This window comes from Pseudovibrio sp. POLY-S9 (assembly GCF_001431305.1).
Classification (GTDB): domain Bacteria; phylum Pseudomonadota; class Alphaproteobacteria; order Rhizobiales; family Stappiaceae; genus Pseudovibrio.
Window position 1 is genome coordinate 51,803 of record NZ_LCWX01000198.1, and the last position, 14,941, is coordinate 66,743.

Consider the following 14,941-nt stretch of genomic DNA (forward strand, 5'->3'; position numbering starts at 1 on the left):
GAGGCGGGGAGGTCCGTGACCGGGACACCCTGAACCTTGCAAAAAAGGAGGCTGAAAATGCGGCCCATGTGCACAAAACCCCTCACTGCGATTGCGGGCGCATTCGCACTTGGTGGTTTCTTGTTTTCTACCCCCATCCTGGCAACTTCCAATACTCATGCATCTTTGAACTTCGATATGTCCAAGGAGGTGGACCTTGAACTGGTTCTGGCCGTGGACATTTCTCAAAGTATGGATCCAGAGGAACAGCGCATTCAAAGAGAAGGGTATGTTGCAGCACTGACATCTGACGAGGTGCTTGATGCGATCAAATACGGCCCCATCGGTCGCATTGCTGTTGCCTACATGGAATGGGGTGGCAAGGACGAGCACTTTGTTGTTGCGGACTGGACCATTATTTCGGACGAGGCAACTGCGGGTAAGTTTGCAGGCAAGATTGCCGAGGCCCCTTTGCGCCGTGTACAGCGCACTTCCATCTCCTCCGCGCTGACACAGGCGGTCAATCTGGTCATCGCGAACGAATACAACGGCATGCGTCAGGTCATCGACATCTCCGGTGATGGTCCGAACAATCAGGGCAGTGCTGTCACCGAAGCGCGTGATGCTGCGATCGCGCAGGGTATGACAGTCAACGGTCTGCCTTTGATGCTGAAGGAAGAGAGCATTTCGTGGCAATCCATGCTGCATCTGGACCATTACTATGAAGACTGCGTCATTGGTGGGCCTGGGGCATTTTCGATTCCAGTCCGTTCCAAGGAAGGCTTCAGTGATGCCATCCGCATGAAGCTTGTGCTGGAGATTGCCGGTCTTGTCGATGACAAACCTAAATTCATCCGCGCCAAGTCACGCAGAGATATGGTCATGTGCTCTTTGTTCGACTGATGCTGCTGGCTCCGAAATGTTTCGGAAACCTGTGTATGACCTGCTGCCGTTTGTCGCCGCTCAGATATCAGGTACAAACGGCGCAAGTTGACTCTTTCAAAGCCTGTCAAGACGCGCTAAAGGATAAGTAATCCCAAGAGACTTAGAGCATGCCGTGCACAGTTTCAGGCAAGCTCTAAGTTTTTGTTTCTGCGTGTCCCTCTCCGAAAAACGGAACCACCTTTCAGGGATGCGCTCCAGCGACGTGTTGACGGAGCCCAAATGACCGAGCGTAGAACTCTCGCCCTTATCGCCCACGATGCAAAAAAAGACGAAATGGTCGCGTTTGCCAAATTGCACGAAAGCAAACTCGCTGACTATAAGCTCTTTGCGACAGGGACAACGGGTGGCCGTGTTCAGGATGCATGCCCATCTCTGGATGTAGAACGCATGAAAAGCGGCCCGCTTGGTGGTGACCAGCAGATTGGCGCAATGATTGCTGACCGTGCGCTGGATGGTCTTTTCTTCTTTGTCGACCCCCTCTCCCCAATGCCGCATGATGTGGATGTGAAAGCATTGATGCGTCTGGCGCTGGTCTACGATATTCCAATGGCGTTGAACCGCAGTACAGCAGACATCATTTTGCGCTCTGCACGCTTAGCGGGACTTTCCACTTCCTCGCAGACACCAGAAATTTCCAGCCAACAATAAAGTCAAACTTATAAATGCTGCACTCTGCTCCGCTTACAAGAAACCTACCCTACCCGGTCCTTGTCGCTGACATCGGCGGCACGAATGCTCGCTTTGCGTTGATAGAAGGCCCCAATGAGCCAACCAAGCTTTGTGGTCAGGAAGGAACGAAGGCGCATGCAACCATTCAGGATGCCATTCGTGCCGGAGTTCTGGAACAAGGCTACGCTGCGCCACGGTCTGCGGTGCTGGCTGTTGCTGCTCCCGTTTCCTGCGACCGGATCGCCCTGACCAATGCAAGCTGGGTGATTGAGCCTCCCGCTCTCATCAAAGAGCTTGGTCTGGAACAGGTGGTTCTTCTCAACGACTTTGAAGCACAGGCCCTTGCCTTGCCATCCCTTTCCCCAGTCGATCTGGATCAGGTGGGCGGCGGCGTGGCTGAGCAGAATGCGACCAAGTTTGTTGTTGGTCCGGGTACTGGCCTTGGTGCTGGTGCGATGATCCGCTCCTGCGGAAAGTGGATTCCGGTTCCCGGCGAAGGCGGCCATGTTGAGCTTGGCCCGCTGAGTGAGGAAGAATACCGCATCTGGCCGTATATCGAGCGCATTGGCGGGCGTGTTGGTGCCGAGCAGGTTGTCTGTGGTGCCGGCCTTGTGCGCCTTGCTAAAGCTGTGCTGCAGGCTGATGGGGTGCATCGTACCTATGAGAAGCCATCGGATGTGCCTTTGGCGGCGGATGATGGTGATGAAGTTGCGCAAAAAGTGCTGCGCTTGTTCAGTGCTGCACTTGGCCGTGTTGCGGGGGATTTCGCGATCACCAATCTTGCGCGCGGCGGTGTGTATCTGGCGGGCGGCATTCCGCCGAAGATCTCACATTGGCTGCATGGTGGTGAGTTTCGGGCTGCTTTTGAGGCCAAGGCTCCGCATGAAGGCATCATGAAGTCTATTCCGACTTACATCATCACGCACAAAAGCCCTGCCCTTGAAGGTCTTGCGGCTTATACCCGCGCACCTGATGAGTATCTGGTAGATCTGACGGGCCGTAGCTGGCACCGCAAGGACGCCAAGACTGCAGATTAGCCTTGTGCTTAAATTCCAAATTGACTGGGAGCAGCTTTGCATAGATTAAGGTCTGTGGAGCTGCTTTCTCTTTTTTGACGCCTACTTTTTTGCGGAGCCCATGACGTCTTCCTCTTTGCCAATCGAAGCGATCCTGCCGGACTTGCTCTCTGCTCTTGAGCAAAACACCAATGCGGTTCTTGTTGCCGAGCCGGGTGCGGGTAAGACAACCCGTGTGCCACTCGCCCTGCTGGATGCTCCATGGCGAGGCGATGGTAAGATCCTCGTGCTGGAACCTCGGCGCCTTGCAGCGCGTGCTGCTGCGCGACGTATGGCGCATACGCTGGGTGAGAGCGTTGGCGAGACGGTTGGTTATCGTGTGCGCATGGACAGCAAGGTTTCAGGCAAAACACGCATTGAGGTGGTGACGGAAGGTGTCTTCACCCGCATGATCCTTGATGATCCTGAGCTTTCCGGCGTGGCTGCCGTTCTCTTTGATGAATACCACGAGCGCTCCATGGACGGAGACCTTGGGCTGGCGCTTGCTTTGGATGTTCAGGAAGCGTTGCGCGATGACCTGCGCATTGTGCCGATGTCCGCAACACTGGATGCGGCTGAAGTTTCCAAGCTTCTGGATGATGCACCAATCCTGAAGAGTGAAGGTCGGCAGTATCCGGTTGAGACGCGCTACATTGGCCGTGATCCGCGTGGAAGGCTGGAAGACCAGGTGGCGCGGGCTGTTCGTTCAGCCTTGGCTGAAGAGACAGGCTCTGTGCTTGTGTTCTTGCCGGGTCAGGGGGAGATCAAGCGCACGCAGTCCTTGCTGGAAGGACGCGTTGCTGCTGATGTGAGCATTGCACCTCTTTATGGCGCTTTGGATAGTAAGGCGCAGGATCTGGCTGTTCGTCCTGCCAAGCCCGGTCAGCGAAAAGTGGTGCTGACCACAGCCATTGCGCAGACATCCCTGACCATTGAGGGCGTGCGTATTGTGATTGATGCGGGTCTTTCCCGCGTACCGCGTTATGATCCGCAAACGGGACTGACACGTCTTGAGACCGTGAAGGTTTCTCGTGCGACAGCGGAACAGCGTAAAGGGCGCGCAGGCCGTGTGGAATCGGGCATATGTTATCGACTTTGGGAGGAAGCGCAGACGAAGGCCCTGCCTGCTGCTGAAAAGCCAGAGATTTTGGAGAGTGATCTTTCCGGACTTGTGCTTGATGTCGCCAATTGGGGTGTTTCTGATCCCGCTCAGCTGAAGTTTATGACACCGCCGCCTGCAGCTGCCTGGTCTGAGGCTAAAGAGCTGCTGGAAGAGCTCGACGCGCTGGATGCAGATGGCGGACTGACCAAAGCTGGGCGTGACCTTGCCGGACTGCCGCTGCACCCTCGTCTCGGGCACATGCTGGTGCAAGCCTCGCAAGAGGGACAGGCCGAGCTGGCATCGCTGATTGCCGTGATTATTGGTGAGCATGGTTTAGGCGGTCGCTCGACTGATCTGCGAGATCGCTTACGCCGCTTGATGCAAGACCAGAGTCCACGAGGCAAAGAAGCACGAGCGCAGGCCAAGCGCTGGGTGAAGCTTGTTGGCGGACGCCCCTCTGAGCGTGCCAGTTTTGAGGATGCGGGCGATATCCTGAGCCTTGCCTATCCTGACCGCATCGCACAGCAACGTGGTGCCCGGGGCAGCTTCCGCCTTGCCAATGGGCGTGGTGCACAGCTGGAAGAGAGCGAGGCGCTTTATGCCGAGAAATTCCTGAGTATTGCTGAAGTGACCGGTACAGCAGCCCGTGCACGTATCTTGCTGGCTGCACCACTTTCCTTCAATGAACTCGGAGCTCGCTTTGCCTCGCACATCCGCGAGAAGGAACAGGTGCAGTTGATGCCAGACGGTGCCATCAAAGCGGTTCGACAGCGGGTCCTTGGCAAACTGGTGCTGAACGAGAAGAAAATCTCTGACCCTGATCCTGAAGCGATTGTTGATGCGCTGCTTGAACAGATTACCCGTAAAGGTGCAGCCCGTCTGCCATGGAACAAGGATCAGTTACGCTATCGCGGACGGGTGACTTATCTGCGCGAGACTGCTGGGAAAGAGTGGCCAGACTTGAGTGACAAGGCTCTGGGTACAGATTTTGAGTGGCTGCGTCCATTCCTAGCAGGGAAGACGGTGCTGTCTCAAGTGAGTGCGGGCACGTTGGGGGACGCGCTTGCAACGCTGGTTCCGTGGGAGTTGAGTTCGGAACTGGACAATCTGGCACCCTCACACTTTGTCGTACCCACCGGATCGCGCATTCCGGTTGATTATGATGGCGAGCAAGGGCCGATGCTTTCCGTTCGGGTGCAGGAGCTGTTTGGCCTTGCGGAGCACCCAAGCATTTGCGGTGGGAAGGTTCAGCTGGTGCTGCAACTGCTCTCCCCTGCTCAGCGACCTATTCAGATCACCAGGGACCTACCTGGATTCTGGCAAGGGTCCTGGGCGGATGTGAAGGCTGATATGAAGGGGCAGTATCCTAAACACCCGTGGCCTGATAATCCGCTGGATGCAGAAGCTACGCGCCGCGTGAAGCCGCGCAAATAAAAAGCCGAAGAGCATAACGCTCTCCGGCCTTCTAAAACTCAAAGATGAAAAGCTTATTCGCCTTCGTTTGCAGGAGTTGCCTGCAGCAGGCCGTAACGCTCGACGCCGATCTTTTCCAGAAGTTCCAGCTGGGTTTCGAGGAAGTCGATGTGACCTTCTTCATCTGCCATCAGGTCTTCAAAGAGTTTCATGGTGACGTAATCACCTTCATCACGGCAAACTTCGCGTGCTTCTTTGTAAAGAGCACGAGCGGAGTATTCACCTGCCAGATCGCATTCAAGGCATTCCTTGAGGTCCTGACCGATGCGCAGCGGATCGAGTGTCTGCAGATTCGGGTGACCTTCGAGGAAAATGATACGCTCGATCAGTTTATCGGCGTGTTCCATTTCCTCAATGGATTCCTCACGTTCTTTTTTTGCAAGCTTTGTGAAGCCCCAGTCTTCAAGGAGACGGTAGTGCAGCCAGTATTGATTTACTGCGGTCAGCTCGTGGCGTAGAGCCTTGTTGAGATATTCCAGTACTTTAGGTTCACCCTTCATGTCACTCTCTCCTTGACAAATTGAGGTATTGACCTTTTTTAGAATAATTCCAAGTTACTGTCCAGAGTCATCTTTAACTTGTTCAGCCTCAGCGTATACAACTTCGATGATGCTTTTAAAGCAACCACCACATTTTGGCCTGTACCCAAGATGACGAAATACCGCGCCCGGAGTGGGGACACCCCCCTCAGGATTCTCGCAAAGCTCACGTGCAGCTTGTTTTATTTCCTTGTCATTAATGACGTTGCAGTGACAAATGATCATTGTTGGTTGCTTTCGGGCTCCCAATTTCGCTTGCAAAGCATTATATAAACAGTAGATCTTTTAAAACTAGAGAATAATACTCCAGTTTCCTGCAGTCCTATCACGAGCAAAGCCCCTATGAACACCAACCAAACGACGAAGGATCTCCGCAAGACAATCGTCTTAACGGGCGCAAGCCGTGGAATCGGCCACGCAACCGTAAAGAAATTTTCTTCAGCGGGTTATCGGGTCATTAGCTGTTCCAGACAACCATTTTCTGACAAATGCCCTTGGCCATCCGGGCCGGAGGACCACATTGAAGTGGACTTGGGTGATGCAGGTAATCTGGAAAACGCCGTTCTCCAGATCAAAGAGCGTCTGAAAGACAACGGCTCCATGCTTCATGCCCTCGTCAACAATGCGGGTATCAGCCCGAAAGACGAGGAAGGCCAACGCCTCGATTCCCTGACAACCCCAATGCAAACATGGCGAGATGTGTTTCAGGTGAACTTCTTCGCGCCAATTATGCTGGCTCGCGGTTTGTTTGATGAGCTGAGGGCTGCGAGAGGCTCTGTCGTGAACGTCACGTCCATCGCTGGGAGCCGTGTGCATCCGTTTGCGGGAACAGCTTATGCCACTTCCAAGGCAGCTCTTGCTTCCCTAACGCGCGAAATGGCTGCTGACTTTGGGCCGCACGGCGTTCGTGTGAATGCGATTGCTCCGGGCGAGATCGATACTTCGATTCTCTCACCTGGTACCGAGAAAATCGTCGAGACCATTCCGATGCGCCGTTTGGGCAGCACCACAGAAGTGGCAGACACCATCTACTTCCTGTGCTCAGCCCCATCGTCTTACGTGACAGGCGCTGAAATACATATCAACGGCGGTCAGCACGTATAAACGCGTTATTCTGTGAAACGTGAAAGGGGCGCTTTGGGCGCCCTTTTTTGTTACCAGCATGCGTGCTGAAGAGCGTCAATCATTGGCAATATATCTTAGCTCTTTTTTATGGATCCTCTGATTTAATTAGCTGGTTGCATTCAGAAGTGTTGGGGGATCAAACACATGCCAGCGGTCAACTTAAAAAGAGTGCCGGTCGTTTTGTACGGCATGGTGTTTCTGATTGTGCTGCTCGGCATTGTTCAGCAGGTGTTCGTTGATACCATTGGCATTGAAACGCCTTTGAAAGACCTGCGGCATATCTCACTGGATGAAGAACTCAACCTCGGCGCATGGTTCTCCTCCATGGTGATGCTCTGCATTGCCGGTTTGACTGCTCTGATTGGCATCATTGAACGGCACTCCAACAAACCGCAAAACTGGCCCTACTGGTTCGTGCTCGCCTTTGGTTTTCTCTACATGTCCGTTGACGAGAACATCGCAATCCATGAAGTCACGATCGATCCGCTACGCAATGCATTTAACCTGAGCGGTGCTTTTTACTTTGCGTGGGTGTTGCCTGCTGTGGTTCTGGTTGGAACGCTTGGGCTGATTTATCTTCGCTTTCTCATGCGGTTACCAAAACGGTTTGCTGTTTTGTTTGTGCTGTCAGGCAGCATCTATCTGTCCGGTGCGATTGGTTTTGAGATGCTGGGAGCTGTGTTTGCTGGTAGCGAAGGCTATGATGCGCTTGGCTACAAGATCTTCTACATTTTGGAAGAGACATTCGAGCTGGTCGGTCTGACGACCTTTCTCTCTGCTCTGCTTGCCTATCTGGGTGAAGTTCACCAGTACGCGGCCATTACATTCCAGCGATCAATTCAGGCAGGTTATGTCACACCAGAGAAGTGAGGAGAAGGGACAAAGCCCCTTCCCTCAATGTGTTAGCTGGATGCTGCAACAGCACGCTTCGCCATGACCGTCACCAGATTAGCGCGATAGGCAGCGGTACCGTGAAGGTCTGAAAGCATGTTGTCAGCAGATGGCGCCATGCCTGCAACCGCATCGGCAGACCAGTTACCATCCAGAGCTTTTTCCATGTCAGGCATGCGGAAAACACCATCCTGACCGGCACCTGTCACAGCCACACGAGCACCCGCTCCGGTCTTTGCTACAAAGACGCCAGCCATCGCATAGCGCGAGGCAGGATTGGGGAACTTTGCATATGCGGTGTTCGATGCGACCGGGAAGACAACCGCGGTCACGATCTCATCTTCATCCAGCGCTGTTTCGAACATACCAGTAAAGAAGTCCTGCGCAGAGAACTCACGCTTGTTGGTCTCGATGGTTGCCCCAAGAGCCAGCAAAGCTGCCGGATAATCCGCTGCCGGGTCATTGTTGGCGACAGAGCCACCAATCGTACCCATATGGCGGACATGCGGATCACCGATTGTGCCTGCCAGGTCAGCCAGTCCTGGAAGGACAGCCTTGATATCTTCATTGGCCGCGACATCTGCATGACAAGTTGCTGCACCGATGCGGATAGAGCCATCAGCTTGCTTTACAATGCCGGAGATTTCTCCGATGTGGCGCAGGTCAATCAGATCACTTGGCGCTGCCAGGCGTTGCTTCATGGTGGGGATCAAGGTCTGACCACCAGAAAGCAGTTTGCCGTCATCAGCATTTTTCAGCATTGCCGCAGCATCTGACACAGTTGATGCGCGATGATATTTGGTCTCGTACATTTTTAGCCTCCCATCCCCTAAAGGGGTCTTTGGCAGAGTTGCTATGAGTTAAGTTCAGACAATTCAGTTTTCGGGTACGGAATAGCTTCCAGATCGGAAAAGAAAATCTTGCGATTTTGCTCACCGTGGATCAGTTGGCCAAGCCGCGCAGCTCTTTCAAACAGAACTGAGGCTTCGCTTTCTTCCCCTGCCAGCAATGTGGCGCGTGCCAGTAGTTCAGAGGCATAGGCGTGGTCAAAGTCTGCCATATCCTCTTGATGAACCTCTGTCAGGTCCATGGTCTGTCGGGCGTAACGCATTGCTGCTTCACGGTTTCCAAGCAGAACATGGATACGACCCACGAGCCACAAACCACGTTGGTGATGGACTTTCGTTCCGGCCTGAAGCCAGTGCCAAAGGCTGGCGTGGGCGACATGGAGCATCTCGTCATTTTCCTCGGGCGAGCGGCTCTCATTTTCTAAGAGAGCCCATGCGCGCTGATTGAGTTCGATGGCGATGAACTTGTGATCCAATATCGATTTAGCGCCAGCCTGTGCCATTGATTACTCCGCTGCCTGCTTCATGCCGTTGTCCTGAATGAGCTGCCAGACGCGGTTTGGCGAGGCAGGCATATTCATGTCACGAATGCCAAGGGCGTCCGTCACGGCGTTGATGACAGCAGGTGGTGACCCAATCGCGCCAGCTTCACCGCAGCCCTTCATGCCGAGCGGATTGCCCGGGCATTCGGTCACTGTGGTTTCCAGCGTGAAGGATGGCACATCATCCGCACGCGGCATGGTGTAGTCCATGAAAGAAGCTGTAAGCAGCTGACCGTCTTCGTCATACTGGGTGTTTTCCAGCATGGCCTGACCAATGCCTTGCACCAAACCGCCATGCACCTGACCTTCCACAATCATCGGATTGATGATGGTGCCAAAGTCATCAGCTGCGACAAAGTTCTCGATGGAGACAACGCCCGTATCCGGATCAACTTCGACTTCGCAGATGTAACACCCTGCAGGGAACGTGAAGTTGGTTGGATCGTAGAACGCGCCTTCTTTCAGGCCCGGTTCCATGCCTTCCGGCAGGTTGTGGGCTGTGTAAGCTGCCAGAGAAACCTCGGTGAAGGTGAGTTTCTTATCGGTTCCGGTGACTTTCAACTCACCATTCTCGATTTCGATGTCTCCTTCGGACGCTTCCATCAGGTGCGCTGCGATCTTCTTCGCCTTGGCTTCGACTTTGTCGAGTGCCTTAGCAATTGCAGACATACCAACGGCACCAGAGCGGGAGCCATATGTGCCCATGCCCATCTGCACTTTGTCAGTGTCACCATGGACGATGGAGATGCTCTCCGTAGGCAGGCCAAGCCGGTCAGAGACCAACTGAGCAAATGTGGTTTCGTGACCCTGGCCATGGCTGTGAGACCCAGTTAGAACCTCAATGGTTCCAACGGCATTCACACGAACCTCAGCAGATTCCCAAAGACCGACACCTGCGCCGAGTGAGCCGACAGCCTGAGATGGTGCGATACCACATGCCTCAATGTAGCAAGACATGCCGATACCACGGAGCTTGCCAGCTGCTTCAGACTGAGTGCGACGCTGAGCAAAGCCATCATAATCGATAGCCTTCATGGCTGCATCAAGAGAGGCTTCGTAATCACCGGCGTCATAAGCCATGATCACTGGTGTTTGATGCGGGAACTCGCGCACAAAGTTGATGCGGCGGAATTCAGCTGGCGCCATGCCAACTTCCTTTGCAGCCGTCTCCATCATGCGCTCAACCACATAGGTTGCTTCCGGTCGCCCTGCACCGCGATATGCATCCACTGGAGTGGTGTTGGTGTAGACCGCTTTCACATTCGCGTAGATGTTTGGAATGTTGTACTGGCCCGACAGCAACGTCGCGTATAGGTAGGTTGGTACAGAAGATGAGAACAAAGACATGTAAGCGCCAAGGTTGGCAACTGTCTTCACACGGAACCCGGTGATTTTGTTGTTCGCATCCAGAGCCAGCTCTGCGGTGCTGTGGTGATCACGACCATGCGCATCTGTCAGGAAGGCTTCTGTACGGTCGGAGGTCCACTTGACTGGGCGGCCAACACGCTTTGTTGCCCAAAGACAAGCAATCTCTTCAGGATAAATGAAGATCTTGGAGCCGAAGCCACCGCCAACATCCGGCGCAACTACGCGCAGCTTGTTCTCAGGTGCCACGTTGTAGAACGCGGAGAGTACCAAGCGTGCCACATGCGGGTTCTGAGAGGTGGTGTAAAGCGTGTAGTGCTCTTCTGACGGATCAAAATGCGCCAGAGCAGAGCGTGGTTCCATCGGATTTGGAACAAGACGGTTGTTGTCAATGTCCATCCGAGTGATGTGCGCAGCGTTTGCAAACGCTTCATCCGTTGGAGCTTCCTCGCCGATCTCCCAATCGTAGATGAGGTTGCCAGCGGCTTCCGGATGGAGCTGTGGTGCGCCATCTTTCAGAGCATCAAGACTGTCAACGACAGCTGGCAAATCTTCATATTCCACCACAACAGCTTCTGCTGCATCACGTGCCTGCTGCTGAGTATCAGCAACAACAACTGCGATGGCCTGACCGACATAACGGACTGTTTCCGACTCCAAAGCACGGTACGCGCCCATGTTCATTGGAGAACCATCTTTGGAATGGATCATCCATCCGCAAATGATGTTGCCGATGCCGTCTGCAACCAACTGATGTCCGTTCAAGACTGCATCAACACCCGGCATTTTCATCGCATCATCTGTGTTGATGGACTTGATACGAGCATGAGCGTGTGTTGAGCGGACGAAAGCAGCGTGGCCCATGCGTTGCATGGTCATGTCATCCGTGTAGCGGCCATTTCCGGTAATAAATCTTTTGTCTTCTTTGCGCAGCACTCGTGCGCCGATTCCTTCTGCTGTCATTTCCATCCCCTCCCGGAAGGTTGACTTCAGCAACTGTTCATAGGCTCCAGCAGTGCAACGCACCTGAAATAAGGTGCAGCTGGATCAATGATCAGTTGAATTTCCGAATTATTCTGCGGCTTCGAGAACTTCGGCCATTTCGTCAGCTGCGGCTTTGATTGCCTTGACGATGTTGTGGTAGCCGGTGCAGCGACAAATGTTGCCTTCCAGCTCATGGCGGATTGTTTTCTCGTCGAGATCTGTTCCCAGGCGATCAATCATATCGATTGCGGACATGATCATGCCAGGGGTGCAGAAACCGCACTGAAGACCGTGGTTTTCCTTGAAGGCTTTCTGCATGATGTGCAGTTGGCCATTTTGGGAAACACCTTCAATTGTGGTGACAGCAGAACCAGTTGCCTGAACAGCAAGCATACTGCAGGACTTCACTGCTTTACCGTCCATGTGCACGAGACATGCACCACACTGTGAGGTGTCACAGCCGATGTGTGTTCCGGTCAGTCCCTGATTTTCGCGCAGAAATGTAGACAAAAGGGTGCGGTCTTCGACCTCACCAGAAATCTGCTTTCCATTCACCGTCATAGAGACAGTCGTCATGGTTTTCCTCCCTCAAAAAAGCCTGCAATTTCGCGTCCGCAGACTATGAAGCCAACAGCCTTGGTCAGGATCTCCCGTCCTATCAAGGCAGTTGGTTGTAATTTAGGCCATTGGCCTTGTTATTCGGCGGGGCCGTTAGCTTACAAAGCGCCCTCTACGCGCCTTGCAATTTCCGACCGCCAAATTCCTAGTTTCAAAGTAACCAATAAAGAGCAATCAAAACAACCAGAGCCATAAGGCCCCAACCCAGCGGACCACCTAAGAATCCCTTGCCCGCCGCAACTTCTACCTTCTCCTCAACGTCTTTGACTGCATCTTCCAACGCATGTTCAGCATCAGCCATGGCTTCAACTGATCCTTCGATGGCGTGCTCGTTTGCGATAGACTTGGCTTCCTCGATCAGACCCTGATCCAACTCAACAGCTTCTAGCGGCTCGTCCTTGCCTGCTACCGGAGTTCCACCGAGTTCTCTGTTCAGATTCGAGAAGAACTCCTCAGCCATCTTCTTGGCAGTTGAATCGATCAACCGGTTTCCCAATTGAGCAAGTTTACCACCGACCTTTGCATTAACCTCATAACTTAGAAGAGTGCCATCCCCACTCTCTGACAGGGTTACATCTGCCGAGCCCTTCGCAAACCCTGCAACACCGCCTTTGCCCTCTCCGGAAATTTTGTAGGAGTTTGGCGGGTTCAGATCGGAGAGGGTTACTTCTCCTTTGAACTTGGCTTTGACCGGTCCCACTTTTGCTGTGACCGTGGCAGACATCTCAGTGTCGGAGGTTTTTTCCAGACTATCGCAACCGGGAATACACTTTTTCAGCAATTCAGGATCGTTGAGAGCTTCCCAAACCTTTTCCTGACTCGCAGGTATTTGCTGCTCTCCAGACATTTCCATGGATTGGCCCCCTCGTTCTTTTCAGTGCTTCCTTTAGGTAGGCTCCACGCCTTAAGGTCACTTTTGCATTCCACATCATGTAGATTGGACTTAAATCGAGGGAAAAGACAAGTACCTCTCGTGTTAAAATTGTCATGGATGCTCAAAACTTCCTTTCAGAACACAACGACGTTTTATACGTCCTGCATTATGCTAGTGTTCCCACGCTGTGGATACTCACTTAACGGTAAAGAGCTTGTTTTGCGCTAAAGCGTTGACCCGAGGCCCGCATCGCCTTAATGCCTTTTCATTAAATAAACGAATTCAGCGTGAGGCTTTGTCTCGCGTTTGTGCGCAGAAAATCAAAGGCAACATCCTTGAGAAAATCACCCAAAGGCGGCGCTCCACGAACCCGCAATGCGCAATCCAAAAAAGGCGGAGCACGGAAGGACAACGGTCCGAAGCGTGGTTTTTCTGCCAAACGCGATACTCGAGATAATCGGGACCAGAGAGAGGCGCGCAATCCCCGCGACACTCGTGGTGGCAAGAAAGATAGCGCAGCAGCAACGCGCCCGAACCGGCGAGACCAAACGCGCAGCGCTCCAGCCACCACAGTTGTTGAGCCCATTGTACGCGAACATAAGCCAACATCTGCCCGTTTCACCACCCCTGCCAGCATTTTGCCTGTGATGGTGGAAATGAACGGCTGGGACGATTATGCCTTGCTGGATATGGGACACGGACAAAAGCTTGAGCGCTATGGTCGCTATAAACTGATCCGCCCTGAAGCGCAGGCTATGGGGGCCCCTCGCCTGCCAGAAAGCGAATGGAAAAGCGCAGACGCTATCTTTACCGGTGACGTAGAAGAAGAAGGCCCTGGTCGCTGGAAGTTTGCCAATCAGGTTGATGAGATCTGGCAGATGAAATACGGCCCTGCTACCTTCAATGGCCAGTTCATGTCTTTTCGCCATGTGGGCGTGTTTCCTGAACAGGCTGCACACTGGGACTGGGTTGGCGAGCAGATCAAAAAAGCAGATCGTCCGCTCAAAGTTCTCAACCTGTTTGGATACACAGGAATGGCTTCGCTGCTGCCTGCTGCTCTTGGCGCACAAGTCACTCATGTTGATGCTTCTAAAAAGGCCATTGTCTGGGCACGTGAGAACCAGGAGTTATCCGGCCTTGAAGACAAGCCAATTCGCTGGATCTGTGATGACGCCATGAAGTTTGTGGAGCGGGAAGTGCGCCGCGGAAACACCTATGACGGCATTATCCTTGACCCGCCGAAATATGGTCGCGGGCCGAATGGAGAGGTCTGGGACTTCTTTGAAAGCGTGCCGCACATGTTGGCGTGCGTGCGAAAGCTACTCTCGCCCAATGCGCAGTTCCTGCTGATGTCCAGCTACGCCATCCGCGCCAGCTTCCTGTCTTCTCATGAGTTGATGCGTGAATGCCTTGATGGTTTGCCGGGCACGATTGAATCCGGCGAATTGGCTATTCGCGAACTTGATGGACCACGATTGCTCTCAACCTCCCTATTCAGCCGGTGGAGCGCACCTGAAAACAATAAGGCTGAGGGAGCATAACCCGATGGAAACCAGAGATAATCACCGTGCCGGTGCAGTAAAGCAGATCACCTCACATTCCAATCCGATTGTGAAGGAAATTAAAGGCCTTGTTGCTCAGCGCAAGAATCGTAAACAGTCCGGATTGTTCGTTGCTGAAGGCCTGAAGCTGGCAACCGATGCGTTGGAAGCTGGCTGGGGTGTGCGTTATCTGGCGCTTGGTCCTGAAGCTCGTGAGAACAAGATTGCGCTAGAAGCGGCTGCGAAAGCAAAAGCCCGTGGCGCCCTCATTCTTGAGGTGAACACGGCTGTGCTTGGTGCGATCACCCGCCGTGACAATCCGCAGATGGTGGTTGGTGTTTACGAACAGCAAACTATGAAGCTGAGTGACATTGACCCGAAAAGTGCCACG

The 14,941-nt window shown here is 53.5% G+C and carries 15 protein-coding genes; 8 read left to right on the plus strand and 7 right to left on the minus strand.

From position 1 onward, the window contains the following. Window positions 1-57 precede the first annotated feature (57 nt). The 4 genes from PPL9_RS19195 to hrpB all read left to right on the plus strand — a co-directional run bounded on the left by PPL9_RS19195 (window position 58) and on the right by hrpB (window position 5,184). Window positions 58-882, plus strand: coding sequence for a DUF1194 domain-containing protein (locus tag PPL9_RS19195; RefSeq protein ID WP_208860247.1), 825 nt, complete (start codon window positions 58-60; stop codon window positions 880-882). Window positions 883-1,143: 261 nt separating this feature from the next. Next, window positions 1,144-1,572 carry a methylglyoxal synthase gene (locus tag PPL9_RS19200; protein WP_057464191.1) on the plus strand — a complete coding sequence of 143 codons (429 nt, stop codon included), beginning with the start codon at window positions 1,144-1,146 and terminating at the stop codon, window positions 1,570-1,572. Window positions 1,573-1,586: 14 nt separating this feature from the next. Then, complete coding sequence (glk, locus tag PPL9_RS19205; protein ID WP_057464192.1) at window positions 1,587-2,630, plus strand: glucokinase; 1,044 nt, start codon at window positions 1,587-1,589, stop codon at window positions 2,628-2,630. A gap of 100 nt (window positions 2,631-2,730) precedes the next feature. After that, window positions 2,731-5,184, plus strand: a complete 2,454-nt coding sequence (gene hrpB, locus PPL9_RS19210) for an ATP-dependent helicase HrpB (RefSeq protein ID WP_057464193.1) — start codon at window positions 2,731-2,733, stop codon at window positions 5,182-5,184. Between the two features lie 53 nt (window positions 5,185-5,237). On the opposite strand, the gene bfr is transcribed toward hrpB, so the two are convergent. Together bfr and PPL9_RS19220 are read right to left on the minus strand one after the other, a co-directional pair. After that, complete coding sequence (bfr, locus tag PPL9_RS19215; RefSeq protein WP_054784322.1) at window positions 5,238-5,723, minus strand: bacterioferritin; 486 nt, start codon at window positions 5,721-5,723, stop codon at window positions 5,238-5,240. Between the two features lie 54 nt (window positions 5,724-5,777). Beyond that, the gene (locus tag PPL9_RS19220; RefSeq protein WP_057464194.1) at window positions 5,778-5,987 is read right to left on the minus strand and encodes a (2Fe-2S)-binding protein; all 210 of its coding nucleotides are present in this window, start codon (window positions 5,985-5,987) and stop codon (window positions 5,778-5,780) included. Window positions 5,988-6,104: 117 nt separating this feature from the next. On the opposite strand from PPL9_RS19220, the gene PPL9_RS19225 reads away from it, so the two are divergent. Then, window positions 6,105-6,866 carry an SDR family oxidoreductase gene (locus tag PPL9_RS19225; RefSeq protein ID WP_057464195.1) on the plus strand — a complete coding sequence of 254 codons (762 nt, stop codon included), beginning with the start codon at window positions 6,105-6,107 and terminating at the stop codon, window positions 6,864-6,866. Between the two features lie 165 nt (window positions 6,867-7,031). Beyond that, window positions 7,032-7,757: a hypothetical protein gene (locus PPL9_RS19230; protein WP_208989490.1), complete on the plus strand. Its 726-nt coding sequence runs from the start codon at window positions 7,032-7,034 to the stop codon at window positions 7,755-7,757. 32 nt (window positions 7,758-7,789) lie between these two features. On the opposite strand, the gene PPL9_RS19235 is transcribed toward PPL9_RS19230, so the two are convergent. The 5 genes from PPL9_RS19235 to PPL9_RS19255 form a co-directional block, all read right to left on the minus strand. Further along, complete coding sequence (locus PPL9_RS19235) at window positions 7,790-8,590, minus strand: xanthine dehydrogenase family protein subunit M (RefSeq protein ID WP_057464196.1); 801 nt, start codon at window positions 8,588-8,590, stop codon at window positions 7,790-7,792. A 41-nt stretch (window positions 8,591-8,631) separates the two neighbouring features. Continuing rightward, window positions 8,632-9,129, minus strand: a complete 498-nt coding sequence (locus PPL9_RS19240) for a hypothetical protein (RefSeq protein ID WP_057464197.1) — start codon at window positions 9,127-9,129, stop codon at window positions 8,632-8,634. 3 nt (window positions 9,130-9,132) lie between these two features. Next, window positions 9,133-11,496, minus strand: coding sequence for a xanthine dehydrogenase family protein molybdopterin-binding subunit (locus PPL9_RS19245; protein WP_057464198.1), 2,364 nt, complete (start codon window positions 11,494-11,496; stop codon window positions 9,133-9,135). A gap of 108 nt (window positions 11,497-11,604) precedes the next feature. Next, entirely contained in the window at window positions 11,605-12,093 is a 489-nt protein-coding gene (locus PPL9_RS19250) for a (2Fe-2S)-binding protein (protein WP_057464199.1), read from the minus strand. Between the two features lie 193 nt (window positions 12,094-12,286). Further along, complete coding sequence (locus PPL9_RS19255) at window positions 12,287-12,988, minus strand: carbon monoxide dehydrogenase subunit G (RefSeq protein WP_057464200.1); 702 nt, start codon at window positions 12,986-12,988, stop codon at window positions 12,287-12,289. A gap of 605 nt (window positions 12,989-13,593) precedes the next feature. On the opposite strand from PPL9_RS19255, the gene PPL9_RS19260 reads away from it, so the two are divergent. Both PPL9_RS19260 and PPL9_RS19265 read left to right on the plus strand, forming a co-directional pair. Continuing rightward, window positions 13,594-14,550 carry a class I SAM-dependent methyltransferase gene (locus tag PPL9_RS19260; protein WP_057464255.1) on the plus strand — a complete coding sequence of 319 codons (957 nt, stop codon included), beginning with the start codon at window positions 13,594-13,596 and terminating at the stop codon, window positions 14,548-14,550. A 4-nt stretch (window positions 14,551-14,554) separates the two neighbouring features. Further along, window positions 14,555-14,941, plus strand: a 387-nt coding sequence (locus PPL9_RS19265; RefSeq protein ID WP_280139068.1) for an RNA methyltransferase substrate-binding domain-containing protein, incomplete at its 3' end; no start/stop codon positions are given.

Bases quoted from the DNA above. Each gene is read 5' to 3' on its own strand.
- PPL9_RS19250 (WP_057464199.1), bottom strand. From the start codon at position 12,093: ATGACGACTGTCTCTATGACGGTGAATGGAAAGCAGATTTCTGGTGAG.
- PPL9_RS19230 (WP_208989490.1), top strand. From the start codon at position 7,032: ATGCCAGCGGTCAACTTAAAAAGAGTGCCGGTCGTTTTGTACGGCATG.
- bfr (WP_054784322.1), bottom strand. From the start codon at position 5,723: ATGAAGGGTGAACCTAAAGTACTGGAATATCTCAACAAGGCTCTACGC.
- PPL9_RS19195 (WP_208860247.1), top strand. From the start codon at position 58: ATGCGGCCCATGTGCACAAAACCCCTCACTGCGATTGCGGGCGCATTC.
- PPL9_RS19225 (WP_057464195.1), top strand. From the start codon at position 6,105: ATGAACACCAACCAAACGACGAAGGATCTCCGCAAGACAATCGTCTTA.
- PPL9_RS19245 (WP_057464198.1), bottom strand. From the start codon at position 11,496: ATGACAGCAGAAGGAATCGGCGCACGAGTGCTGCGCAAAGAAGACAAA.
- PPL9_RS19220 (WP_057464194.1), bottom strand. From the start codon at position 5,987: ATGATCATTTGTCACTGCAACGTCATTAATGACAAGGAAATAAAACAA.
- PPL9_RS19235 (WP_057464196.1), bottom strand. From the start codon at position 8,590: ATGTACGAGACCAAATATCATCGCGCATCAACTGTGTCAGATGCTGCG.
- PPL9_RS19200 (WP_057464191.1), top strand. From the start codon at position 1,144: ATGACCGAGCGTAGAACTCTCGCCCTTATCGCCCACGATGCAAAAAAA.
- glk (WP_057464192.1), top strand. From the start codon at position 1,587: ATGCTGCACTCTGCTCCGCTTACAAGAAACCTACCCTACCCGGTCCTT.
- hrpB (WP_057464193.1), top strand. From the start codon at position 2,731: ATGACGTCTTCCTCTTTGCCAATCGAAGCGATCCTGCCGGACTTGCTC.
- PPL9_RS19240 (WP_057464197.1), bottom strand. From the start codon at position 9,129: ATGGCACAGGCTGGCGCTAAATCGATATTGGATCACAAGTTCATCGCC.
- PPL9_RS19255 (WP_057464200.1), bottom strand. From the start codon at position 12,988: ATGGAAATGTCTGGAGAGCAGCAAATACCTGCGAGTCAGGAAAAGGTT.